The sequence below is a fragment of the Massilia sp. CT11-137 genome (genome assembly GCF_047302885.1).
In the GTDB taxonomy this organism is placed as follows: Bacteria; Pseudomonadota; Gammaproteobacteria; order Burkholderiales; family Burkholderiaceae_D; genus Telluria; species Telluria orientalis.
In genome coordinates this window covers 1,313,145-1,338,611 of sequence record NZ_JBKYMP010000001.1, presented here as the reverse complement: position 1 = coordinate 1,338,611, position 25,467 = coordinate 1,313,145, and the positions used below count along the sequence as shown (strand labels likewise).

At 56.7% G+C, this 25,467-nt stretch carries 17 protein-coding genes; 8 read left to right on the top strand and 9 right to left on the bottom strand.

All coding sequences use genetic code 11. From position 1 onward, the window contains the following. Positions 1 to 10: 10 nt before the first annotated feature. Both ACEN98_RS06055 and ACEN98_RS06050 read right to left on the bottom strand, forming a co-directional pair. On the bottom strand, positions 11 to 1,207 hold the full coding sequence (locus tag ACEN98_RS06055; protein ID WP_413382532.1) for an AAA family ATPase: 1,197 nt from the start codon (positions 1,205 to 1,207) through the stop codon (positions 11 to 13). 679 nt (positions 1,208 to 1,886) lie between these two features. Next, positions 1,887 to 2,963: a hypothetical protein gene (locus ACEN98_RS06050; protein WP_413382529.1), complete on the bottom strand. Its 1,077-nt coding sequence runs from the start codon at positions 2,961 to 2,963 to the stop codon at positions 1,887 to 1,889. A gap of 165 nt (positions 2,964 to 3,128) precedes the next feature. Here ACEN98_RS06050 and ACEN98_RS06045 point away from each other — a divergent pair, with 165 nt between their 5' ends. Beyond that, complete coding sequence (locus ACEN98_RS06045; protein ID WP_413382527.1) at positions 3,129 to 3,425, top strand: hypothetical protein; 297 nt, start codon at positions 3,129 to 3,131, stop codon at positions 3,423 to 3,425. Between the two features lie 653 nt (positions 3,426 to 4,078). Then, positions 4,079 to 5,050: a tyrosine-type recombinase/integrase gene (locus ACEN98_RS06040; protein ID WP_413382524.1), complete on the top strand. Its 972-nt coding sequence runs from the start codon at positions 4,079 to 4,081 to the stop codon at positions 5,048 to 5,050. A 64-nt stretch (positions 5,051 to 5,114) separates the two neighbouring features. On the opposite strand, the gene ACEN98_RS06035 is transcribed toward ACEN98_RS06040, so the two are convergent. Further along, positions 5,115 to 6,401: an McrC family protein gene (locus ACEN98_RS06035; protein WP_413382521.1), complete on the bottom strand. Its 1,287-nt coding sequence runs from the start codon at positions 6,399 to 6,401 to the stop codon at positions 5,115 to 5,117. Further along, entirely contained in the window at positions 6,398 to 8,881 is a 2,484-nt protein-coding gene (locus tag ACEN98_RS06030) for an AAA family ATPase (RefSeq protein WP_413382518.1), read from the bottom strand. Before ACEN98_RS06030 ends, ACEN98_RS06035 begins: the two co-directional genes overlap by 4 nt. Before the next feature lie 499 nt (positions 8,882 to 9,380). Between ACEN98_RS06030 and zorA the strand changes: the two genes are divergently transcribed. From zorA to ACEN98_RS06000, 6 genes are all read left to right on the top strand, one after another. Further along, positions 9,381 to 11,786: an anti-phage ZorAB system protein ZorA gene (zorA, locus tag ACEN98_RS06025; protein ID WP_413382516.1), complete on the top strand. Its 2,406-nt coding sequence runs from the start codon at positions 9,381 to 9,383 to the stop codon at positions 11,784 to 11,786. A gap of 3 nt (positions 11,787 to 11,789) precedes the next feature. Beyond that, positions 11,790 to 12,518 carry a type I Zorya anti-phage system protein ZorB1 gene (gene zorB1, locus ACEN98_RS06020; RefSeq protein WP_413382513.1) on the top strand — a complete coding sequence of 243 codons (729 nt, stop codon included), beginning with the start codon at positions 11,790 to 11,792 and terminating at the stop codon, positions 12,516 to 12,518. Beyond that, positions 12,515 to 14,287: an EH signature domain-containing protein gene (locus tag ACEN98_RS06015; RefSeq protein WP_413382510.1), complete on the top strand. Its 1,773-nt coding sequence runs from the start codon at positions 12,515 to 12,517 to the stop codon at positions 14,285 to 14,287. Before zorB1 ends, ACEN98_RS06015 begins: the two co-directional genes overlap by 4 nt. Positions 14,288 to 14,520: 233 nt before the next feature. After that, positions 14,521 to 17,583, top strand: a complete 3,063-nt coding sequence (locus ACEN98_RS06010) for a DEAD/DEAH box helicase (protein WP_413382507.1) — start codon at positions 14,521 to 14,523, stop codon at positions 17,581 to 17,583. After that, positions 17,573 to 18,628, top strand: a complete 1,056-nt coding sequence (locus ACEN98_RS06005; protein WP_413382505.1) for a hypothetical protein — start codon at positions 17,573 to 17,575, stop codon at positions 18,626 to 18,628. The genes ACEN98_RS06010 and ACEN98_RS06005 overlap by 11 nt, the downstream gene beginning before the upstream one ends. Before the next feature lie 60 nt (positions 18,629 to 18,688). Then, positions 18,689 to 19,171: a hypothetical protein gene (locus ACEN98_RS06000; protein WP_413382502.1), complete on the top strand. Its 483-nt coding sequence runs from the start codon at positions 18,689 to 18,691 to the stop codon at positions 19,169 to 19,171. Between the two features lie 50 nt (positions 19,172 to 19,221). Here the strand turns inward: ACEN98_RS06000 and ACEN98_RS05995 are convergent, their stop codons facing one another. From ACEN98_RS05995 to ACEN98_RS05975, 5 genes are all read right to left on the bottom strand, one after another. Next, positions 19,222 to 19,572 (bottom strand): hypothetical protein, encoded by a 351-nt coding sequence (locus ACEN98_RS05995; protein WP_413382499.1) that lies wholly within the window; start codon positions 19,570 to 19,572, stop codon positions 19,222 to 19,224. 363 nt (positions 19,573 to 19,935) lie between these two features. After that, positions 19,936 to 21,195, bottom strand: a complete 1,260-nt coding sequence (locus ACEN98_RS05990; protein ID WP_156133736.1) for an IS256 family transposase — start codon at positions 21,193 to 21,195, stop codon at positions 19,936 to 19,938. A 35-nt stretch (positions 21,196 to 21,230) separates the two neighbouring features. Beyond that, positions 21,231 to 22,345, bottom strand: a protein-coding gene (locus ACEN98_RS05985) for an IS3 family transposase (RefSeq protein WP_413382497.1) whose coding sequence is annotated in 2 segments (ribosomal slippage) — positions 21,231 to 22,099 and positions 22,099 to 22,345 — 1,116 coding nt in all. Because the reading frame shifts where the segments join, the coding sequence is not laid out codon by codon here. A gap of 38 nt (positions 22,346 to 22,383) precedes the next feature. Further along, positions 22,384 to 22,794, bottom strand: a complete 411-nt coding sequence (locus tag ACEN98_RS05980) for an Hcp family type VI secretion system effector (protein ID WP_413382494.1) — start codon at positions 22,792 to 22,794, stop codon at positions 22,384 to 22,386. Positions 22,795 to 24,057: 1,263 nt separating this feature from the next. Further along, entirely contained in the window at positions 24,058 to 24,972 is a 915-nt protein-coding gene (locus tag ACEN98_RS05975) for a hypothetical protein (protein WP_413382491.1), read from the bottom strand. Between the last annotated feature and the right edge of the window lie 495 nt (positions 24,973 to 25,467).

Here is a 25,467-nt window from a genome sequence, read left to right as displayed (position 1 = left end):
ATTCTGTTAGTTAAGTCCGTTCTACGGATTTAAGTATGCGACTTACTTTCGATTGAGTAGTTTGAAGAGCCTCTGCAATATCAGCTTGTACGATCTTAATGTCTCGATATGCAAGTGCCTCCGTAACCCAAAACGCATCGTCGCGTAAAAGCGCTTCCCGAGCGGTCGATGAGCTACTTGTAGCTGACAAATCGAGGAAGAGTTGAACCGATTGTATTACAGAAGGGTGCTGTTCTGCATGCAACGTCATATGTCGCTTAATGAAGTCACACATTGTTTCGATCTCGGAGCCACTATTCCCCTCTGTTAGCCAAGTTAGGACCTTTACTGATCCTGATTGCACGTCGAAACCAGCGGTATAGCGCTCAATTATCTTTGCTCGTGTCGCTGCATCTGGAAGTCCAATATCGAGCCGCGCATCGAAACGCCTCCATACTGCTGGATCGAGCAGGCCTTCATGATTGGTAATCGCAACAGTTAGGCCTATAGATGTCCTAACATCCATCGCCTGAAGAACGGCGTTAACCACGCGCTTAACCTCGCCGAGTTCTTGAGGGTCATCACGAAGCTTTGCGATACCGTCAAATTCATCCAATAATAGGAGACACCGGTAACGATTCGCGAAATCAAAAAGCGTACGAATATTACGTGCAGTAGTGCCCAGATATGAACTTGTTAGTCCATCGAGTCGAGCAAGAACTACAGGTAGCCCAAGTTCAGCGGCTGCCCATAGTGCAAGACGAGTCTTGCCAGTACCAGGGGCGCCAAAAAAAAGTGCCGTACGGGGAACCTTTATTCCTGCGGCCTGCAGTTGATCTGCACCTGCCCACTGCGTGGTCAGATGCTCCACAGCACGTTTTAATCGGTCATTAAGAATTGGCGGGGGAAGCTCCGCGAGCCGATCTGCGAACAATATCTCAGCGAGCGGCGCACTTGTCTCCTTGTCCACAGGAGGATGGGTGCTTGCGGTTAATGCCTCTCCGCCCGAAATTGCCCGGGATCTAACTACGCGAGAAGGCACCAATTTTGCTGCGCTTGACTCGCGTGAGCTGTCTAGAACCTGCTGAATCGCTTGCGCTTCTTTGTCCGCCCCAGCGTTGCTCAAGGCTTCGCGTAGTCGCTCAGCGTGCTGAGTCACTGCCGGACTCCCGTCCCGCGAAGCGGCTCGCAGGAGTGCAAGTACAATTGGGAAATGGTCCATTTTCATCAGCTTATCTCATAAAACAGTAGAATAGCTGATTTTAAATGCAATAACAACAGTTTTTAATGCAAAAATTCGCGTTATTTATGCAAAAATAGTGGATGGAATGCGCGTCAAGCCTCCTGGCACAGCATGCTTGACTCTCATCATTCACGGTTTACTGGTCAAGTTAGCAACGCTCAGCCGTTGGGAGTAGGCCAAAGGACGCAACAAGGCATAGCGGACCTCAAAGTGCTGCACTCCTTGGGCAGCAGACGCGGAATTTTGGGCCGATGTGCCCCAAGGAATTCGCGCTTCCTCGGCTCTCCTAGCGCGTACACGAGGCCAACTTCCCATCAAAACTATGGTTGCTTGAACAACTCCACTGAGCTGATGACAAGGACCTGGTAGCGGACCGCGACGACGCCGTGGTGAGATTAGTGCAGCACGATGACGACTCGACGCATGCCTTCCTAGCACCGAAATGATGCGTAGGCAATGTCATTGCTAGAGCGAAAGCATTATTCCGCAGTGTCCTTGCTTACTGACGCTCACTGTAGAGAAAGTTGCTGCGGACTGCCGGGTGAGTTCTTGGTTGTTATCGGAAGAGAGTTATGCTCTGAACATGGCCGGGGTCGAAGACGGTAGCTTAGCCTTCAGTTGCGCATCCGAGCGAAGTACCCTATCCCTATGGAGCCATAGGATACTAACGATTCCAAGGCAGCAACGACGGATCATACTCATCGATCCGTCTTTGGATTCCGGCCAGCCCGTTGAGCGCTCGACGCATGGTGAGATCTGGGTCCCCGGATGGGGAACACAGCTCGTCCATAGCCTTCCTCGCGGCCGCGTTTTTGCTTAATCCGGCCTGCACTAAATCCCAGCAATGCAAGCCGACGATTATCGGCCGTGCGCTAGTCACAGCTAGCATCAGCTTATGCTCCTCTATAGGCGGCAGAAGTAATTTTGTCATGTCCTGTGTACGAAACTCGGTCTCGTCTAGCATTGTAGGATCGGTGATAATACCGCTGGCCAACATGGCGTCCCAACGCTTCAACCGCTCGGCGTTAAACGCTGCGCGCACTGCATACTCAATTTCGCGCATCGACGGCATGGGTTTGGACAAATCGAAGTCCAATAGCATTCGGCCATTCAGACGCTCGCCATCCACGATGACATTACGCTCGTCTGCAATCAAAGTGCGTATCGCTTCAAATTTCAAGCGGCGCGGGATGCGTACGGGATTCGAGACCGATATGGTAGTAGTTATCATTTCCCCAAACGAAATAGCCGGCAGTTCGGCTCCGACAAAGCGTATCTCCTCGGTTGCGGCGACCGGATGTGGCTCACCGCGGCTGCTGTATAAACCTTTCGAGTGCAGGTACTTTCGCCCTCTACCGGAACTAATGAATTGCCACCAGTCATGAAGCTCTACAAGGTTCGTCACGACCGCAAAATCGGCCAGAAAAAAGCCCTGATAACAGGGAAGACGCGCTACCACTTCTCGGCCACGTTCAGCAAATAGCGCTGTAACTTCGTCTAAAAGCTCCAGCCGCTTCGGATGCCATAGAAAAGGCCAACTGAAGCGACCGAACTGCATCTTATCCCAAAAAGCATCAACCCCATCACTGAATGGCTCTTCGAGCTCGTTCTCATGGCATTCGCACCAAGTCATCACGTCTTGCCACAGTGCCAGCATTAACTCGAACGCTTCAACATCGACAAGTCTTGCTTTTCGCTTCGCGATCTCGATCCAGAACAAGCGTTCAAGCTCGTCCTTCACCCACAAATCGGAGTCCGTATATTCAACTGATCTCAATGTCAATCCCAATCGGGGTGCTACCCCGCATGTTGTCGCGCACGACAGGAAAAGCGACTAATCTTAGATGGCGCCCAAGCAATCCCATTGCGCTCAACGATGTACATCCTATTTTTTAAGGAGAAAACTATGCCACTATTGTCCCCAGTGTTTCGCGAAGTAAATTTTCAACGCATTCGGCAATTAGATGAAGAAGGCTATCAGCCTGCGACAATTGCCAGGATCATCAACGAACAACCCGGCGCGAAGGTAAAAATCTTTGCTCCCGACGTTCGTGGCTACCTCAAGTTGCAACAACTTGGTTCGGAGAAGATGCTCATCTCCAAAAAGGCGATGGGGGGTATTGTCGGCTCGCCCCTCCAGTCCGATCAGTCCGATCAGTTCGGCCAGTCCGGCCAGTCCGGCCAGCCTGGTGAGCCTGCATAAGTGTGGTGACTCACCAGTTTTCGGCCAAGTCGGCGAGCGCATACTTTTCAGTTACGTGCTCGCCACATTTCACAGCCAGTATTCATTGTAGCCGAGTGACCTGCGCTTACAGTCGGTAATCAAAGCGGTAGCACAAGCCCCTTGTCCGCCAGATAGGTTCGGTACATCAACGGTACTGTTCCGGTGGCCCTCACGTTTGAGCGATACGCCGATCTAGTAGTGACCGTACCGCCCCCTTATGATCGCCAGTTCCTAGTCCACTGGCAAAGTATCGCCTGGAGCCGTTGTGGCTGCTTCAAGTTAGCGAATTTTCCGTCAAGGGAATTTTTACTATTGATAAAAAGCGTTATCGCTAGTAAGGCCGAGCTCGATGTGAGCGAAGCCGGCCAACTCGAGCGCCGAGCAGCGGACCTCGACGGCGATGAAGAAAACCTGCAGTTGCATGCCCAGTTCGTGACGACATAATGTGAGGCATAGATTCCAGAAGCAGGGTGTCAACACAGCGCTCGCAAGCTCCCGCCCGGGTATTTCGGCGGCGGCAGCTGAAGGTGGCTTTGTCGCCCTCATCGGGACGACCAACTTACCGTTATCACCTGGCTGCGCAATCCCAGCTCGCCCGAACGGAATGCTGAATTTTTAATAAAGGTGTTCAGTTGCCATCGAAGCTCCCCCTGACCGTGTCCCAGCCCGCCCCATCGGGCAGCCTCACACCCATCCAGTTCCAGCAGTTGGCCGAAGTGCCGCCAGCGGTCGCCTGGTTCGCCAACATCGACAATCCACGCACGCGCCGTGCGTATGAAAGCGATCTGCGCGAGTTCATGACCTTTACCAGCATCCAGGATCCGGCTCAGTTCCGGAGTGTCAGCCGCGGCCATGTTCTGGCCTGGCGGCGCGATCTTGAGCGGCGTGCCCTGAGCGGTGCGACGATCCGCCGTAAGCTGGCCGCGCTGTCGTCGCTGTTCGACTACTTGTGTGACTCCAACGCGGTCACCGGCAATCCGGTCGAGGGAGTGAAACGCCCGAGGATGGACAGCGCAGAAGGCAAGACTCCGGCGATCGGAGACCACCAAGCGCGCGCGTTGTTGAATGTGGCCGACGCCTCCACTCTGCGCGGCCAGCGCGATCGCGCGATCCTTGCCACCCTGCTATACCACGGCCTGCGCCGCGCCGAGCTGTGCGCATTGCGCGTGGCCGACATCCAGGAGCGCCGCGGCGTCAAGCACCTACAGGTACGTGGCAAGGGCAGCAAAATTCGTTACGTGCCACTGCACCCGGGCGCGGCCGGAGCGATCGCGGCATACCTCGAGGTCGCTGGCCATAGCGATGACGCAAACAGTGCACTGTTCCGTCCAATAAGCAATAATGCACGTAGCCGCACTGCGTCAATTACGCCTGATGGCGTCTACAAGATGCTGACCAGCTACGCCAAGTCGCTGCAGATCGCCGTCGCCGGCTTTGGCCCCCACGCGCTGCGCGCGACGGCCGCCACCAACGCGCTCGACAACGGCGCTGACATCGCAAAGGTCCAAGAATGGCTCGGCCATGCGAACATCTCGACCACACGCGTTTATGACCGACGCAAGAGCCGCCCCGAAGACAGCCCGACATTCAAAGTTATATATTGAGATAGGATCAGCACGTAATGATTACGGCTGGCTCTTGCAAGACCGACCTCTCGTGCCTAGCCTTTTATTGGCACAGGCCATTTTCAACCATCGTTAACTCGACCGGCCATTTCAAATGGCCAGCCTCAAGATCGAAAGGTGCAACCCACATTTTGAGGTCCGGAGAAAAATCGAACCTCGGCAAGGGACGGTCGAGCTCCGCTGTCTTCGGATAGATCAGGACCATATCCCCCGCCCCACCCAGATATTTGTGGCCGTACGCAAACATCTGATAAAAATCGCTCTGGCTCAGGCCATACTTGTTGTCTCTGTCCGCGACCGTGAGCAACTTCCACTTCGCGTCCATCACCAACATGGTCTTGTCTCCGTCGTGCACCAGAAAGTCGGGGCGCAGCTGAAACATGTCCGCGCCATCGTGGACGCACAGCGATTCGCTACGCGCCTGGGCTTTCAGCCGGTAGGGCCGCGGCAGTTGCTTGGAAAGCCGCACCTCCACGTAGCGTTCGAACAGCTTCTCCATCGGGAACAGCAGGCTGATGCCATTGACCGCGCCGCGTACCGCCAGCGGCATGTGCTCACCCAGAACCAACTCGCACCATGGCCGGACCGCCGCGTAGTGCGCCATCAGGCGATCTTTGCGCCACGCCCGGAAATCGGCCCGCGTGTCGACGCTGTGCGGCATGTCGGCGAACAGACCGGCCAGCTCGTGCGCCAGCCGCCAAGTGTCCGGCTGGGCGGTGGTCTGGCATACGCGCATCAGCGCCGATTTAAGCAACCGGTTCTCCGGCCTGTCGGGCAGAAATAGGTCATGGCGGATGTTGAATATGTGCCCCCGCCCGGGAGGCTGACGCATCTGCCTGACGACATTCAGCTGGCCGCGCAGGTAACGCTCCTCTTCCTCCACCCGCTGGTAATCGAAACGCAGCCCGCGCTTGACAAGATCGTCGAGCGCGAAGACGAAGCGCCGCATGACCCACTCCAACAGCGGATGGCGAAACATCGCGATGTCGGCCGCCTCTGCGGTGCGCACGGGCAGATCGAGCGCTTCCGTGAGCATCTTGACCAGCAGCGCGCGTGCCTTGGCTGCCGTCGCCTCATCGGTGAGCGGCGTATGCTTGGGCAGGATTTCCAGCAGGGTGCCGCAAGGCGTCTGTATAACGCCCACATGGCTGTCGAGACGCAGCCAGCGCCGGGTTTCCAGGTGTAGCAAGGACGCGTCCGAGCGGCTGAATCCCGCCGCTAGATTGCACAACCATTCGAACGCCGAGGGCGTGACGGTGGCTTGGTCAAGCGAAGCAGGGACGTCGTCCGTGGTCAGCCGTGCGTATTCCCGCACGACCACCGTCTTCACGCCGCGTCTCCGATAATGGCGAGATAGCTTTCAATCCTGTCAAAGGCCTTGTGATTGATACGCCAGCGCTTGTCGGCATTCCTCAGGTTGGCCGCCGCCCCCGCGCCAAACAGCTTGGTAAGGTCGTCCGAAGCCCTCACGACGAAGGCCAGATCGGAGTTCTTCTTGGCCTGGTCGTTCAGGACCCAGGCGATACGCTCCCAGTCCTCGAAAAAATACTCCTGCAGCAAAGGCAGTATCTGCTGCCTGAAAATGAAGGAAAGTTCGGCCAGAGAAGGATTCGTTCTCTCACGCAGGGATATGAAGTAGGCATGTCCGAGGCAGTGGTCACGGTCCAGCAAGACCTCGATCCGTTCGTTCATCACGCGCAGCATGACACCGATGTTCACGCCCTCGACCTCCGTCTTCATCAGCAGCTCTGGGTCCGGTGCCATTTCCCTGAACGTGAAACGCCGGCGCAGCGCGATGTCCAGTCCGGCCAGCGAGCGGTCTGCGGTGTTCATGGTGCCGATCAAATAGACGTTGTCCGGCACACTGAACGGCTTTTTCGAGTACGGCAGCACGACGGTTAACGCATCCGGCTTGCCCATCCGCTTGCTGGGTTCAATCAGCGTAATGAGTTCTCCGAAGATGCGCGAAATATTGCCGCGGTTGATTTCGTCGATGATCAGCACATGGGGCTTGCGCTCATTCTTGGCGTTGGCCTGCTGGACAGGCTTTGCGCCCGCCTGCTCCAGATAGGACAGCAAATCGCCCCAGGTAATGCGGTCGAGCGGGTACACCGTCTTCTGTGTCAGCTGCTTGTTGTCATTCAGCGGAAGGATCGATAGCGCAAGGTCGCGGTACAGCCAAGTGACGGGACGAACGTGTTGATAATCGTCGCGAACGCCTCCCGGCGCCTCATCGTCGTAGCGGTAGTCTCCGGTCACAACCCCCACCGCACAAAATTGTTCCGCAGTGTGCAGCACGAGCAGAATGTCCCCGGGCACGATCTCGTTGGCGAAGTAGGCGAGAGTTCCCTGCTCTCCCGTGCCAAGCCCTTTGTAATAAGCGTTTTTCTCGCCGATCTTCAGATCGCCCGTGTTACCCCAGCCGATGCGCGCTTCACCATGATTGAGGCAGTAGGTTTTCTCCGGGCTCGAACCGCTGCCATTGATCGAGATCTTCCAGATACGCGGATTGCTGCGAATCCCCACGCCAGCCTGCACACCCTGTGTGCGGGCGCCGTCGCAGACGCGTTTGAATACGCCCGGCTCGATCACATATTCGACCTGCTTGTCGTCGTTGACCGTCGCACGGAGCCCCTCGACGAAATCCTCGTAACTGAAACTCTGATGGAAAGTAACGAAGTGGACCTGTTCCGATGCGTTCAGGGCGTCGAAACGTCCCTTCAGCATGGCTGGCTCCGACTCGTGTGCCGCGAGAAATGCCGGGTCCAAAACACGTAGCGTTTCGCGGATGGTCGCGTGGGTTTTGCCCGTGCCCGGAGGTCCGTACAGGATCTGATTCAGCGGAATTTGTACGTCTTCGAAGGAGGATTGAGAATTCATGATGTCAATCGTGGGCGATTCGGGCGTGTCATAGGCGTCGAACAATGCAAGCAGTGCGGCACGGGTGGGCACGGTCAGGTAAATCGCCGGCCACTCCCGCGCAAGCCTGGGGGCATTCGCGTCAAGATGGTGGCTTCGCGAGCGGCCGACGGCGTAGTGCTCGATGTCTTTCAGCTGCGCCGCGACCTTGTCCAGCCACGCTCCGGGTTCCAGCCAGAGTTTGGCGCCCTTCGTATCGAGTGCGAGCGCCACATTGCGCCCTTCACTCGTCATGAAGCCTGCGACTTTATCGGTCCGCTCCTTGATCGGCTGGAACCTCTCCGGATTTTCCTGCAGATAAGCCAGTGCGTCCTCCGCCCGCAGACTCATCGCGGCCAGCGTCGCCTGCGCACTGTCCCAGACCTCCGCGCCAAACTGGAACAAACCGGCATCTCCTCGCCTCGCCATCACCGCCTTCTGCAGGTCCGCTATATTGCGTTTCGAAGTCCGCTCGAGATAGGCCGCAAGATGGTCGCCACTGTACACCGGCAGCACGGTCGGGGACGACCGGTCCTGATACAGGAAGGCGAGCTTCCATTTGATTGTCGTGCCCAGGTCGACCCGCTGGACGGCTTCCAGGTCGCCAGCGCGGGCGGCCTGCGCTACCTCACAGACCAGCTCGCGCACACGCTCGAACGCCTCTTCCGCAGTTCTGCCGTATTTTGCATACCAACCATAATCGGTCGAATACGCCCTACCCGCGCCGCCCGGCTTGTCGCTCTGGTTCTTGCGCGAATAGACGCCGAATTTAAAGGCGGAACCGCCCCAGATAGATCCGAGTTGTTCGGTCTTCTGCTCAAGCCAGCCATAAGTAAAACAATCGGCATCCCCCGCCTTGCTGTACTTCTCCAGAGTCATCCTGGCCAGCTTTTCTATGGGCCAGCGTTCCAAAAAACTATCCCAGAGCTTATCGGCTTCTAAGTTTGATATTTTCATTCCACGGTGAATTTAAATTTGTATAGCTAAACGCTTGATGTAGGGATGCTGGACAGCTGTGCACCGGCAAGAGGTCCAGCCGGCTAGTCGCGCATCAGAGTTTGCATATCCGCAACGACTTTTCTAGTTACTAGACAGCTACTGAAGCTAGCATCATTACTTTTGCCTTTCACATCCGCCGATGGCTAACAATCGGTGCCACCTACTTGAATGGGTAGCTACGGCCTTTCATTTTGTCGTTCCTTGAGCTGCCTCGACGCGTCAAAATAATTCGCGAACGTCTCAGGTTAAAAATCTCACCAACTCTCACAAAACCGTCGAGCTTTTATAAATGCTATAAAAAGTATATCCGTGTTGCAAAAATTCGTCAGCCGAAGGACTTAACTTAGAGTAATGTACACAAGTAAAATATTCTTCGTGCAACAGTTACTCAGCGGTACAGTCCGCTTTTACCATGTCCGCCCTCCTCCAAGACCCAATCAAACTGGTCGCGCCAGCGATCGTCATCACTTTTCTTGTCTGCTTAATCGTCCAGTTTCTCCGACAATATCGTCTCCCAGCCGGTACGTTGGCGCGTTCGCTTACGCGTGCAACAAACGAGATCAAAAAAATTCGCGAGTCGGCCCCCGCTGTGAGGCGGGGCGCGGCCGACAAAGTATTCAACGACACGGCGTTCGCCCATCATTGGAGCGAATTCCAAGAGACACTCCACGATCAGTTTGGTGACGAAGACGGCGAGCGCAAGATTACTCGGACCCGCGCAACCGTCCCGTCGTCGCATTATTTTTCGTCGCAAAGCATCGTCGACACGCCACTGCGTACCGAATACTTCAGGCATCTGCCGGGCATTTTGACGGGGCTCGGAATCATCGGAACCTTCCTGGGCTTGATGCTCGGCTTGTATGAATTCGATCCCGGTGCACCGGAAAAGGTCCAGCAGAGCGTTAGTGGTCTGCTGCATGACGTGTTGTTCGCCTTCGTCGGGTCATTAACAGCGATCGTCTGCGCCATGGTGGTGACCCACCTCGAAAAGAAATGGCTGCGTATCTGCTATGCCCATCTCGAGGAGCTCTCGGACGCGATCGACCGCCTGTTCGATGCTGGCGTCGGCGAAGAATATCTCGCGGAACTGGTACGCACCAGCCAGGAGAGCTCCGTTCAAACGCGCATGCTTAAGGATAGCCTGGTGACTGACCTACGCGAAATGCTGCAGAACCTGGTCGATACACAGGTACGTGAAAGTGTGCGGCTAGCAGAAACCTTGAGCGGCAGCTATCGGGAGTCCGGCAGCCATATGGCGAACCAGATCAGTCAAAGCATTGAGGCGAGCCTGCGCAGTCCGCTAGAAAAAATCGCGGATTCGGTATCGGCGGCAAGCGGTGATCAATCGAAGATGGTGGGTTCGATGCTGCAGGAAGTTCTGGTCGCGTTCATGGCTAAGCTCGAGGGAACGTTTGGTCAACAATTCCAGGGAATGTCTGCGATGCTCGAGCAGTCGGTCAGCAGCATGCAGCAGATGCAAAGCGGCATCGCGGCATTGGTGAACGACCTGCGCAACGCCAGCATGGCGTCTAACGAAGCGATTTCCCAACAGCTCGCCAAGACCCTGCAGGACATGCATAGCAACCAAGAGCTAATGCAGAGCTCAATGAACAATATGGTGCTTAGCTTGCAAGCCGCGGTGGAATCGTTAGGCAATCAAGGGGTCGAGGCCGGCGGCAAGATCGCCGCTCAACTCGAGCGCATGTTCGTCGACGCCGAAGCACGTCAGCAAAAAATGACCGAACAGATGGACGTGTTCGTCCAACAATTGCAAAACAGCGTGGGCCGCGGACAAAGTGACACGGTCGCGCAGATCGCTGGCACGGTGCGTCAACTCGAGGAGCAAATGCAAGCGATGGTCAATGGCGTCGGACAATCGATCACGCGTGCACAGGAAGATGGCTTGCATAGCGTGACGACGGCCTCGGAAGGTATCACGGCACGTATCGACCACATGTTCACCACCATGGAGAAAGGTCGTGAAAGTATGGATCAGCGTACCCAGGTCGCGTTGGAACAATTCCAGCAACAGACGGGGTCCGTCATGACCGACTTGGGCAACCAGGTCGGCTCCATGTTCGCTAGTCTGGACAAGGGCCGCCAAGACATGGATCAGCAAGCGCAGGCTGCACTGCAACGCTTCCAGGAGGCGTCGACTTCGGTATTGAATGAATTGAGCGGTCAGGTGAGCTCTCTGGTCGAGTTGGTCGAACGAGAGCGTCATGCGATGAAGCACACCATTGATGCCCTTGGTGGGCAAACCGAACGTAGTCTGCAGGGTATGCAAGTGGGTGCTGACAAGATGCGTCTGGCCGCCGAGCGTTTCGATACTGCAGGCGGTCAAGTCCACGACGCGTTGCGTTCGAGTACGGATATGGTCACCGCCCTGCGTTCTAGCGCCTCCGAGATCGCTGGTTCCATGCACGAACTGACCACCGTGGTGGCGGACTATCGCGCCGCGCGCGATGTATCGGTCCAGAACATGAGCGCCCTACAGTCGGTCATCGAAACGGCTCAACAGGAAGCCTCACTGCGCGAAAAAGCGGTAGCCGACCTGATGCGCTTGAGCGAACAGATCCACACAGTGAATCGCGAAACCGAGGAATACCTGGAAAAGATCTCATCAGCCGTCGGACGCACGTTCGACGACTTCGGTCATGGGATGGAACGCAGTCTACAAAAGACCATGGGCTCACTCGACACGCAGCTGGATAAGGCAATCCAACATCTCGCTGGCGGCGTCGAGGACGTCAAGGAATACGTCGAGGATCTGTCCGAGGCGATGGGCAAATTGGCGACCCGTACGGTCAAGGGGTAAGCGATGTTTGGCATGCGTGCAGCGGCCGCTCAGCGTCCTAAATCCGAGGGCGAGAAGCCGTTTTGGATCTCGTACGCCGATCTGATGACGGCCCTGATGATCTTGTTCCTGGTCGTGATGGTCGCGTCACTGGTGATGATGACCAAACGGATCGCGGAAGTCGAACAGGGGGAGAAGGCACGGGCCGCAGATATCGCCCATCTTTGTCAACGGCTCCAAATTAAAGCTAAGGGTTTGAATCCGAACATCGTGGTCGACTGCCGTGATAACCGGATCAACTTTGGAGAAGCGGGACGCTTCGGTTACAACGACTACAAGCTCGGACCAGATGGTCAGACAGCCCTGCGTCAAGTCGTACCATTGGTGATCGACGCGGCACTCAGCGACGAAGGCAAACGATGGTTCAAACAGGTCTTGATCGAAGGTTTTACGGATACCGATGGATCCTACCTATATAACTTACACTTGAGCCTACAACGCTCGGAATGGGTCATGTGTACTATGTTGGATGACCGGTTCGCCGCAACCACAGGTTTGACCCGGGAACAGAAGCAGCAGGTCCGTGAACTGTTCCTCGCCGGTGGGGTGTCCTTCAACAATGCTAAGGACAGTAAGGAAGCGAGCAGGCGTGTCGAGCTACGCTTGCAGTTCTATGGTCTCAAGGATCCTGCGAGTGCCGTACGACCGGTTTCATTTGCCGCTACTGGGCCGGAAAAATGTCTGTTGCCATGAATCCGGAGCGAGTCGATCTCTTTACGTCCGTCGCCCGCCAGTTAGAGGCGTCATTGCGGCGCTTCGGGAGGGATAGCGAAGGGCTTCTCTTCCATATATCGGAGCCCAAAAAGCTGGAGGCCGAAGCCGATCGGGTCGCCCTGCTGTTCGAGCAGGGGGCGCCGCGGGAACCCGATCGCCAACAACGGATCAATGCCTTGGCGCGCTTGCGTCGTGGAGAGACGGATCTTTCTCGACGCGAGTGGACCTTGATCACGTGGGGGTTGTGCGACGACTGCGGAGCGTGTGGCAAGCCGATCCATGAACAACGGCTTTTTGACTCGGTCATCGCTTATACCGATGACTGGATCGCCCAGCATGATGTGCCTCGTAAGGCGTGGTTCGGTCTCTTGCACAGCTATCTGGCATATGATCTCGATCCGCAATCGGAGAAGCGAAACTGGCTTCGCCTACGAGAGCGGATCGTGGAGACGGCAACAATCCTGCTGGATGGGCTCAAGCGCCCCAAGCTCTGGTCGCAACTCATTGAACGCCATCGCGACATGTTCGGCGATCACGCCGGGCGCTCGCTACGTCAAGTTGTGTTCCACGGTTCAGTGGACGAACACGATCAACTCACCCGAGGGCTACCGATCCCGGAGTCGAGCTGGTTGTGGCGACGGGTCATCGCCCATCAGATAGACCATCTGAACGGGACCGACGACGTCGATTTTTTCGCAGCGATACCGAGCATGTTGCAATTCCTGCGCGCGCGGCCCTTGTATGCGGACGACCTGCTGGCGGCGCTCCTAACGCGCTACTGTCAATCGGCGCAGCGCAACGAGGTCCACGAACTGCTGAAGAACGAATCCTTCACACGCTGGGGCAATCCCCAACTACGTTCGGCCACCCGCTGGGCTATGGTAGACACGCCAGTCCGAGCCATGGTGTTGCGCTGGTTCGCTAAGGAAGACCTGGAGCACTTCTTCAGCCTATTGCAGGGAGCCGGCCAAGTCGATGAAGCGCGACTGCACTATTGGAAGGATTTCCTCGATCAAATTGTCTACACGCGTATCCTGTTGGGGGCGGATGCCGTCGCCAATCCCGATCCCGAGTTTCGCAATTTCCGTACGAAGAACGCGGGACGCTATGGCAAGTTGATCGGGGGGCCGAGCCACAACAACGGCTTCATCATGCGGATCCAGGACCAGTACTTCGTTGAATTCTCTGGCACGGGAAACGCATGTTATGCCTACGCTGAACAGGAGCTGCCCTTTGATCCTTCAGCGCGTGAGCTGTCGACGAACAGTCTCAAGAAGGTCATCTACAACAAGCAGACCTGGTCGGACAACCGCATCCTGCACATGAACGCGTGGCAGTGGAAGGCGAACCAGTTTCTGGCACGACGCAGCATCTATCCTGGCACGACGGTAACCGCGTCCGCGGTCCAAGTCGATAACTATCGCGCGCGCTTCGACACGACGAACACGGCCCTAACGCCTCCCCCTCTTGCCGCGCCAGCGTCCACGCCAACGCGCCCGGTTCCGGTGGTGCAGCAAACCAAGCCGACAACGGCGGCGCCCCCGCCTGTGTCTGCCGACACGTCCACGCTCAGTGTTGTCAAGGTGGCCGGTGCTCTGGCGCGAGCCTATCGTGTCGAGGTACAAAACAACATCGACAAGGGTGGAGCATTCTGGGTCCTTGAGCGAAATCCGAGTTCTCGCCTCGGACGTGAGCTTGCACGCCTGAACATGAGTTTCAACGCCGATAGAGGATTTTGGATCAAGTGAGTTTTTGGAATAAGCTGCGTGGTCGCGCGCCACACCCCGCCGAGCCGGCTCCGTTCGCCCCTACATTCTCCCCTGTTTTCGAGACCGAGGGCGTGCTATACCCATGCGTTTCCGACGATGGCCTGAGCATCGCCTCAGCCGACGACCGCGCTACCCTCGCCTACCTCAGACAATTGGACGAGGAGGGTTTCATTACGCCCTTGGTCGACAATTGGCTGCTACCCTGGGAGCAAGTGTATGAAGTACTGAACTCGGCGGATCATCAGGCGAGTATCGAGCTGCTCGGTCTTCCAGGCATCCGCGTTCTGCGACCGACACTGACGAGTTCCGGGAGCCTCTCCGACCCAGCGTTCTCCATCACGATTCAAGGCTGGGAAAGCGCGGACGGTGTGCCCATTCGCGGCGTGCTGTCACGTGACGGCGCGGTGTTCGTTCTAGATGACGAGCGTTGGCTCATGCCGGAAACCACGTGGAAGCTCCTGCGTGCCGTGCAGGAGCTGCACCGTGACCAAAAAGCGGTCCCGTGTGAGAAAACCAATCAACTCGGCTGGGCGAAGATTCGCAAGCTCGCGAAGCGCGCCAACGCGCGCATGGATGGCTTCTTGGACCGCACGGTCGTCGTGCGACCAGAGTCGCTAAAACTGGATCTATGTCGTCGCTTGGTCGGTGACGAGCAAGTTGTCGAAGTCACGCCCACTTTCGAAGAACAGCCGGAAGGATGGCTGGCATCGTTCGAGCGCCAACAGCAGGTACCGGACCGCTACGTCATCGCGCAAGCCGACGGTGGTGTGACGCATATCCTGATTCCCCCGGACGTGAAGTCGGTGCTCAGCGAAGTACGCGCGATGCCAGCGCGCCGCGTCGCCGGCGGTAACGCGTCCCTATTTCTAAAGAATCCGTTCGCGTATCTCGGGCCGGAAGCCGGGAGGGTGCTCGACCCAGACGAGTACGATGCTTCTTTGGAACGGGCGGGCATCCATTTTTATCACTTTGCACTCAAGCCTGTTCTTGAACAGGATGGCCGGATCGCCACGGTCATATTAGTGCTGACTGCACCCAGCGAAACCTCGGCCCCCGTTGAATTGGATCTCAAGGATCCAGTCACGATGGGGCAATTCGTGGCCGAAGTTGGTACCAAGCTCCTGGCCGGATTGGCTTGCGCTTTCTGGAAGGGATTCGAGCTAGAAATGGCTGGCTTCGGTTCCAACGACTTGACGCGCTTGGAGGAGATGCAACAGCGCTGGAGCGCGGAGGCCGAGGGTCGGGAGTTGGGTGATGTTCTCGACCTTTCACAATATGGTGATCGCGTGATCGGTATCGGTCGCGCTGAAAAGGTGGTGTCGCCCTATCTGCAAAAGGGCAAGTCAGAGAACTGGCTTCCGGCCGAGTTATTGAGTCAGTTGGGCCTGGACGGAGAATTGCTCAGCCGATGGGAGACTTCGAACCGCGGCCATTACGAGCAATTTGTGGCGAACATCGAGAGCGCCTCGGCCAATCGCCAGTCCACCGCCCGCCTGCCCGGCCCTGAGCTGGACATCGAACTGCTGACGGCACGTCGCATCGCCACCCTGTGGGGGGAGCGTTTCAAACAGCGGGCGCCCGGTGCCCCTAAGGAATCCAATGAGCGTGATGTACTGCTCGTGGCGGGCAATATTGAGGAGCTCGATTATCAGCGCGATCGTGGCGAGATCATTCGACAGGGCCTAGCAGCCGATCCTGAGATACCAAACTCGCTGCTGCCCTCGACATCGTTGCGCGAGCACCAACTGCAGGGCGTGGCCTGGCTCCAGCATTTGTACAGCTTGTCGCCGCATCTGACCTCCGGTTGTGTCCTGGCGGACGACATGGGCCTCGGTAAGACCCTTCAGTTATTGACGTTCATCGCCTGGTGCATGGAGAGCACTCCTGACGGCCCGCCAGTGTTGATAGTGGCCCCTGTGTCCCTGCTCGACAACTGGGAGCGCGAAATGCGCAACTTTCTGCACCCACGCATCGGTGAGGAAGTCTTGAAACTGTATGGTCGGTCGCTGCAGGAGGCACGCTTGTCCAAGGGCGAGATACCGCAGGACGTTCGTGCGCATGGCATCCAGAACTTGTTGCGTTTCGGATGGCGTCGCAACAAGCGCATCGTGCTGACCACCTATGAAACCCTGCGCGATCAGGAGTTTTCGATCGCGCGCCAGCAATGGGGTGTTGTCATCTGTGACGAAGCGCAGAAGATCAAGAACCCGGCTGCCAGGGTGACGCAAGCAACCAAGGCGCTACAAGCACGATTCCGGATCGCGTGTACCGGGACCCCCGTCGAAAACTCGCTCACCGACCTGTGGTGTCTATATGACTGGATCCAGCCAGGCTTGCTCGGGTCGCTCAACGAGTTCGGAGCTAAATTCCGCCGCCCAATCGAAACTAAGGAACAGCAGGACGAGGCCGCGCTTAACGAATTACGTACGCTCATCGAGCCGCAACTGCTGCGCCGGACCAAGCAGGATGTAGCAAAGGACTTGCCGGCCAAGATCGAGGACGTGGCTTGCAAGTCGCTCTGTATGAGCGCCTTGCAATTGCGTCTCTACCGTAGCGAGATCGGCTTTTATAATGATCAGCGCGCGATGCAAGAACATCTCGGCCAACAGGGCGCCGCCATGCTGGGTCTGCTTCACAAGCTGAAAATGATCTGTGCCCACCCCCATGCGTTGCGCCCGGAAGGCGACTCCCTCGACGTTTCGCCCAAGTTGCACTGGACCTTGGAAAAGTTGAGGGCTATCCAGGCACGCGCGGAAAAGGCGATCATCTTCACGGAACTGAGGGACATCCAAAGGGCCCTGCAGTTCGCCATCCTGGACGAATTCGGTTTCACTGCCACTATTATCAACGGCGACACCAATTCGACCAGCGAGCGCGGCCCCAACCGACAAAAGTTGATCGATGCGTTCCAAGAGGCGCCGGGCTTCGGCGTCATCATCCTATCGACCACCGCAGTCGGGTTCGGCGTCAACGTGCAGGCGGCGAATCACGTCATTCATTTCACGCGGCCGTGGAACCCCGCGAAGGAAGACCAGGCCACTGATCGTGCCTACCGGATCGGCCAGAAGCGCGATGTGCACGTCTACTACCCGACCGTTGTCGCCGATGGGATAGTGACCTTCGAGCAAACCCTGGATCACTTGCTGAGTCGCAAACGCGGACTGGCGACCGACATGCTCAACGGTACCGGTGAGATCGAGATCAATGAGTTCGCGGCCTATTTGGCGCCCAACCGCTCTTCGGCCCCGCTCGAGGAATCGCACCATGAATTATGAAACGCTCGAGGCGCTTGGGCGGGAACGCTTATCGCGCAATTTTTATATGCGCGAATTCCTGTACAGCGAAATCGCCAACTGGCACCAGCTGCGCAATGTGCCCGATCGCCCCGACCTCGCGTTGCGCGTCGGGCGAGAACTGTGCACCGAGCTGCTCGAGCCGTTGCAGATGCGATTCGGGCGGCTTCATATTAGGTCCGGGTACCGCTCCCCCGAGGTGAACGCCTTCGGCAATCGAAACGACCTCAATTGCGCCAGCAATGAAAAGAACTACGCTGAGCATATCTGGGATTACCCTGATGGCAACGGTCATTACGGGGCCACCGCGTGCATCGTGGTGCCAGTTCTAGCCGACTACATCGCGCTTGGAGGAAGTTGGACCGCCATGGCATGGTGGATCCATGACCACTTGCCTTACAGCTCCCTGTGCTTTTTCTCGAAGCTCGGCGCATTTAACATCGGATGGCATGAAGTGCCAAAGCGGCGGATCGACAGCTTCGCGACGCCCCGTGGTTGCCTGACCAAGCGGCAGATGCCCAATCACACCGCTGAACACGGGCACGAATACAAGGATCTGTTGACCTTCGTCGATACCGGGGTGTTCCATTCCACATTGGCCGATATCACTCCAGGCGCGGACAAATCTAAACCCGAACCGAGGTGGGCCCAACTCCAGCCTGTGCCGCCCTCTCTGCGCGACGAGAACGAGATCAGTTCAATCGAGCGCATCCGCTACCGCGCCGTGCACACTAAGACGAACTGGCGCCGGGTCAACATGCATGCCTCGTTAGACAATGCGATCCATGGAAAAGACGGCGCCGCCGGTCTCTTCGCGGGACGAGTGAGGATCAATCGCGAACTGCATGGCGATCCTTTGTTCGTGGTCATCTGGCGCGAAGGCGATAAGTTGGGTCAAGTGGTTCGTCCCCGTCCCGGTCGCGTCGGAGAGTTGGAGAAAGCGAACATCCCGATCAAGCAAATCGAGGTCATGGAAGCGCGGGGCGGCGCCACGACGAGTGAGCTGATGAAGTATTTCACTTCATAATCGGATCTGTCGCTTGCCAGGAGCGAGCCTTACCATTGTTGGGGGGTTTCGGCGCCAACAGTGACCTCCTCCGTTTTAGGAAGACAGGTCGAAGCTGAAGATGAATTTAAAAATACTGTGAACAAGACACAAAATTCGAAAAGTAAGCCATCGTCTACTTATGGACCTGATGAGGACCTCCTAGCGGCGCTGTCCGCGATATACGCTCTGGCGCAAGACGCGGGTTACGAACTGACGAAGGAAACCGTCAAATTGGCGGAATTCGTTGCCCCGGCTGGAATCGTTCTGTATGTCGAGAAGACGCGAGCAAACTTAAATAACATCAATCTCTGCGTACATCCGAAACATTCCCGCGAATCGTTGTCCCGTATGGACGGCGCACATGCGGTGAGTGGTGGGCACCGCTTCCACTCCAACATGACGCGCTTCCCAAAACGTCTGCATGGCGGTAAGACGCCGACTGCGTACGGGTGGCAAGTCAAAGTCGATACTCTGCTTGGACTGCACCGCTTTTTGACCGCCTTCGCCGACTTGTCAGCGTGAGAAGATTGGCGTGAGTCATACGGGCCATGCGCGAGCCACCAATGGCCTGATTATTCATCCGCAGACGGGAACGCTTTAGCTTGGCATTGCGGGCAGTACAGATATAAGGTTCGGCCATTGCTCAGCTTAAGCGAGCCAGCGCGATACTGCTGGATTGCCCAGACACCCGTGACGCCGTTCTTGAACGTGACCTCCCCGCTCGCGTAGCAGGGTGACCAGTCGAGCATATGAAAGTAATCGTGCTCGGCGACTTCGGCAGCTTTGCCGATGTACTCACGGATTTCCTGATAGCTGAGCTTAAAATCTGTGCACTGCTCCACCTGTTCACCTGCAGCTGGGGACGTCGCGCCGCTGTTCCGGACAGTGACGGTACTGATGGGCGGAAGATGTGTCTGGCGCATTTTCGGTTCGGTACCTGAACCATCGTCCGTAGCTACGGACGCGCTTGCTGTCACGGCAAAGATGAGTGAGGCAATTACCATAGCGCGCTTTCAGCTTCAGTGGGGTTCTTGCGAGAGACGACCGGGTGCCTGAATATCTCAGTCATTGGTATTCCGAAAGTCGAGGTGAGCTCAGAAACTAACCAGTGAAGTGACGCGTTTTGCTGAGCATTCACCGTTTTGAATCGCCGCGAGTTTTCTAGACACTCGACAGCCGCTGAAAATACTGCTTTTCGTACTCGACCGGTGACAGGTCATTGCTGAAGCTGTGCCGTCGCTTGGAGGTGTCAGGAATTTTGTGTGCTGAGGTCGGTTTAAAAAATCTCAGTACAGCGCATTCGTAAATCGTTCGCCGAACAGGATAGCGAATTGGTTGGCCGCCTGCTTCCACGTGATGGGTGGCATCTTCCAGTCTTTCTCGATGTTGCGCAAGGCCAGGTAGAGCAGCTTGCTGGCTGCCTCGTCGGTCGGAAAGTGCCCGCGATTTTTGACGATCTTCCGAAGCTGCATGTGCATGCTTTCGATGGCATTGGTCGTATAGATGATTTTTCGTACGGCTGGTGGGTAGGCAAAGAAAGGGATCACCTGTTCCCATTGACGCTGCCACATGGCTGTCACCGTCGGGAACTTCTGGCCCCACTCGCCTTGCGCAAATTCCTGCAGGGCCGCTGCGGCCGCGTCTGCTGTAACAGCCTGATAGACCGGCTTAAGCGCGGCAGCCAGAGACTTGCGATCCTTCCAACTGGCCAGGCTGAGCGAATTGCGGATCAGGTGCACGATGCAGGTCTGGATCTGGGCCTGAGGATAAACGGCTTCGATCGCTTCCGGGAAGCCGCGCAGGCCATCCACGACAGCAATCAGCACATCGTCCAAACCACGATTCTTCAGTTCGTTAAAAACCTTGAGCCAGAATTTGGCGCCTTCGGTCTGTTCGATCCAAAGGCCCAGCACTTCCTTCTTGCCGTCGGCCTTGATGCCCAACGCCAGGTACACCGCCTTGTTCTTGACGGTGCCTTCGTCACGGATTTTCAGCCGCAGCGCGTCGAAATACACGATCGGATACATCGGCTCCAGCGGGCGCTGTTGCCATTGCTCGACCTCCGACAATACCTCGTCGGTGATCGTCGAAATCAGGTCGGGAGACACGTTCAAACCGTACAGCTGCTGCAGGTGCCCCTGGATCTCGCGCACACTCATTCCGCGCGCGTACATGCTGATCACCTGATCGTCAAAGCCCGGCAGGCGACGCTGGTACTTGGCGACCAGTTGCGGCTCGAACGTGGCCTGTCGATCGCGAGGAATGTCCAGTTCGAGCTCGCCACCCGGCGTCAGGACGGTTTTGGAACTGCTGCCGTTGCGGTGGTTGCCGGCCTTGCCCTGTTTGTTTTCCGTATCGAGATGATGCGTCAGCTCGGCATTGAGCATGCGCTCGGCCAACTGCTTCTTGAGTTGGCCGGCCAAGCCCGATTCGCCAAGAATCGACTCGGCGTCCTTGTTCTGGACCTGGGCCAGCAGTTGATCGATCAGTTCATCCGGAAACAGCTTGGGCGCTTTCGGTTTCTTGGGCTTCTTGGTAGGGCTCATTACTTCGGTCATCGTGAATCCTTATCGGTATCATCTCATGACCTCATGCCACACAGAAAATCTGACAGGCTCCGTCGCTTCGGATTGTAGAACATCTCGATATAGTCGAAGACATCCTGCTTTGCCTCTTCACGGGTGCCATACGTTTTACGCCGAATTCGTTCCCGCTTGAGCAGCTGGAAGAAGCTCTCTGCAACGGCGTTATCGTGGCAGTTACCGCGCCGGCTCATGCTTTGCTGCAGGTTGTGCGCGTCCAGGAAGTCGCGCCAATCGTAGCTGCTGAATTGACTGCCTTGATCGGAATGCACCATCACCATATTCTTGGGTTGTCGACGCCAGACAGCCATTAAAAGTGCGTTCATCGCGAGCTCACGATCGATGCGCGAACTCATCGACCAGCCGACCACCTGGCGCGAGAACAGGTCAAGTACGACTGCCAGATAGAGCCAGCCTTCATACGTCCGGATATACGTGATGTCCGTCACCCAAACCCGATTGGGCTCCTGCACGTCGAACTGGCGCTGTAAATGGTTTGGCGCCACCAACGAAGGTGTACCGCCGCGTTTGTACTTGCGCTTGGCGTAGCCGGTTTGTGAGCGTATCCCGGCCGATCGCATCAGGCGATGAACGCGATTGATACCGCATTGTTCACCCAGCTCGCGTAAGTCATCGCTGACCTTGCGGTAACCGTACACGCTGCCGCTTTCCAGCCACGACTCCTTGATAGGAACCAGTAGCCGCCTGTCCTCTTTGGCGCGCCTGCTTTCGGGGTTCAGACGCCAAGCATAAAAACCACTGGGATGCACACCGAGCACCTTGCACAGCCGCCGTACCGGGAATTGGTCCTGAAACTCAGCAATGAAGGTGTACCTTACCCGGACGTCTTGGCAAAGTACACCGCGGCCTTTTTCAAGATGTCGCGCTCCTCCGTGACGCGCTTCAACTCGGCCTTCAGGCGCCGCATTTCATCGGCTTGGGAATCCACGGCGTTGCGCTCCTCTTCGGGCACACCGTAGCGCTTCGTCCAAGTGTACAGGCTATGAATGCTCACCCCCAGACGCGCCGCCACTTCGCTCGCCGGGTGACCGCGCTCCGCCACCTGCTTGACCGCTGCGATCTTGAATTCCTCAGTGTACCGCTTTCCACTCATACCTTCTCCTTGTGCCCAACATTATGGCTCAGGAGTGTCTACGATAGTCGTGGCGATTCAAAGTGCAGCGTGAACTGATCGGCCACGAGGCCGGACCCACCGTAGGATTTTCTATTGCTGGACACCAGCACGTTTTCCAGGGTGACTTCGTAATACTTGAGTGGGCCGGAGCCGTCCGCGCGGAAGAATTCGAGCTTGGCTTTCGGGATCGTCTTGCCCTGGGCCGCCAGTTCCATCAGCTTTGGAGAAGCGAGATCGACTGCCTTCGTAATCCGAAGCGCATCGAAGACAGCGCGTCCGATCGTGTGGCCGCCAGCGGTTGACATGGTGCCAGCGGTCGGCTGGATGACGCCCCAATCGACGGCCTCTACCTCGATCCATCCCTTGTGCTTGTCGTCGTTCGATTCGCCGTTGACGCCATCAATTTGCAAATAGACATCAGATGCCATGCCTGCTCTCCACGAGGTTGGGGTTCCCCTCATTCTGACCCTGCATGGGCTAGAGCAAGTTGGCTGTGCGCAAGGGACTCATGCCGTTAGGGGCAACTATGTACAAGCTCGAGTACCTGGAGCACATGTGCTGTATCCATGGCGTCCAGCAGAAGCGAAGTTGGGCGGGCTCATGTGTCTCGAACCTCGGCTAACACTGCCGCCCGCCCAAATTGCGGCTTCAAGCCCGGAGAACTCGACGGATATCCGCTACCGGCCAAGCCAGCCGACCGTTGACACGAACTGGCCGCAGAGGCCCCGTCTCAGAAGATGCCCATACCCGCAGCGTCTGCGGTTTTCGCCCCAGATGATAGGCCGCGCATGCGGTATCCACGTGGGTTCGCCGTTCGAGCTCAAGCGACGTAAAGCCTGCCCAGTGAGAGGAATACCCTTGATGCTCATGCTGTGCAGCGCCCTGCTGTTGCTGATTCATTTATCGCTCCCGGAATTCAACGTCCAGCGACCGTTCCACCTCCAAAGGTCAGAACGATGTCGCACGAATACATACCCAAAAGTGCCGGGATGAGGGATCCCAACGTCAAAACATCGGTTTCGTATCGCCGCCCTCACTTGGCATTACGACGATACCGAGGTGCCTTTGGCACCGATGGCCCGGCTACCAGCCGCCAAGCCTGAACTCTCTCGCTGTCCGGCGTAGCGCTTCCTGCCGACAGACAGGTCATCCGTGGCGCTAGCACGGATTTATTTCTCTTTTGTCGCAGGGATATGATGTCGGCAGTCGGCCCGCCGTCGTCCTGGCCGACTGCCTCGGTGCTACCGATCAGTACTTTTGTCTTCGATGACTTGGAAACGACAACGAGCTTGAACTATTGCCTTGCAGAGCAAACCGTCGCGATGAGTGATTCGGCCGATCCGTCATCCCGCTTGCTGAGAGCAGAAACCGGTAGGCCAACGAGGGCGAAAAGAAGAGCGCTACGCCAGAAGGCGAGACTTGTAGCCCACCGACAGTGGTAGGCAATTTGCAGGGATGCTTCACTTTAGAAAAATGAAGGCTTAAGTAAAGTTCCGCAGAGCGAGCCTAAATGGTAGAGCAGAAAAAATTACATGTCAACAACCATCAATGCATTGCTGCAACTTTATCGCTGAGTGCAGCCATCTGATTGTTCTCACTGAGACCGTTCTGAACGCGACGACAATCCCAGGCCAAATCTGGGTCCAGCCAGATTTGGCCCCGTGAATACAGCGCCAGAGCTGTCTCACCTGTTATACGGCCCACCTGATCTCGCGAATAACGAACCCAAGTGCCTGCACGGCGAATTCTGCGTCTGACTCCGTAACCGATCGAAGTTGATAGCGACTGGCTTCGTTGTCCTTTCCCCGCGGATGCAGCCGGTTTATGGTCTCCAGCGCTGAGCGAAGGGCGACCATCTCCCCTTCTCCGAAATGAGACCTGACCGTCTTGATCCAGGCGCCAAGATCCTGTTCCACTGGCACTGAGCTGCCAGTTTGGACTTGCATCCACCGCGACACCAAGACCGTGGCTGCATTACGACACTGGTCGACAACCGAGGTAGGTAACTCACGGTAGGCTGCGTCTAACACCCTGTTCACGGCGGATTTCACGCCTGAAACGCTATCAGGATGGATTTTGGATTTGTCGATTTCTGGCATGATGTTATACGCTGATTCTGCGCGCAAAGTGATCATTACATCACTCGCCGCAAGCCGTTCCGTTTGCAGAATTCGCCAAAGCGAAGACGCATCACTATGACCGAGGGCTAGCTGAAGCCCTTGCCCCTTGTCGGGCTGCCTCAACAAATCAGTACACTCGATGTAGACAGAGAGCTCCTTGGAAACACGTCCACCTTGCTCTGCTGCTTTCTTGGTCTCCGAGAAGAGCGCTGGATGTGGCTCGACCAGTACTCTCTCCCAGCTCACGTTGCCGAAGTTTTGAAAGATACGACCTCGACGAATGCGGCTCACTGGATCAAATGAAGTTTCGACAAACATCCATGCAAACGGGTTGCTCTCGAAACTGCCTGGTATCTTGGCAAGATCGGCAGGTGTTGTAATCAACGTGGCTTGCGTTAGCGCTGGCGTAGGCCACACGGGATGGGTTGGAGCTCCCCTGCCCTCGTACACTAACCCGCTTTCGCGATCAAAGCCTAATCTCGCCATACACTTTCTCCTTTTGGAACGAGCATCCAAGATATCGAGGGTATCAGTTTGCCAGTGCCTGCATGGGAGCGCTAGACGCCGCCAAAGTGCGCCGCAGCAAGATACATTGCGCTCCAGAAAATTTATGTGTTACCATGCTTGCGCCGCTCAGCGGCAATGCCCCCTTCGCCAGGCACCTGGCCTTCGCAACAATCTTCGACTCGACCGCCTCGGGCCATCCATGGGCCTCGTCCGCGCGTCATCGCAATAATCCCTTGAGCCACTCTCCCACTACGAGTAGGCCCTCATCGTCGTCATCCTCGGCAATTCGTCTGCCGCGAAAACTCTTCCTTCAAATTTTCCTGCGCCTAGCGTAATCGCCCGTGATCGGCTCCACGGCTTGGTTATCTGCTCGAACGCACAACAAATTACCCGCAGTGCGACCGGGCTGAAGATGAGTTTTCCTCTTCTAGTCGCACATACCTGTAGTCCCGTTTTGAGCCTGGACGCCCATAG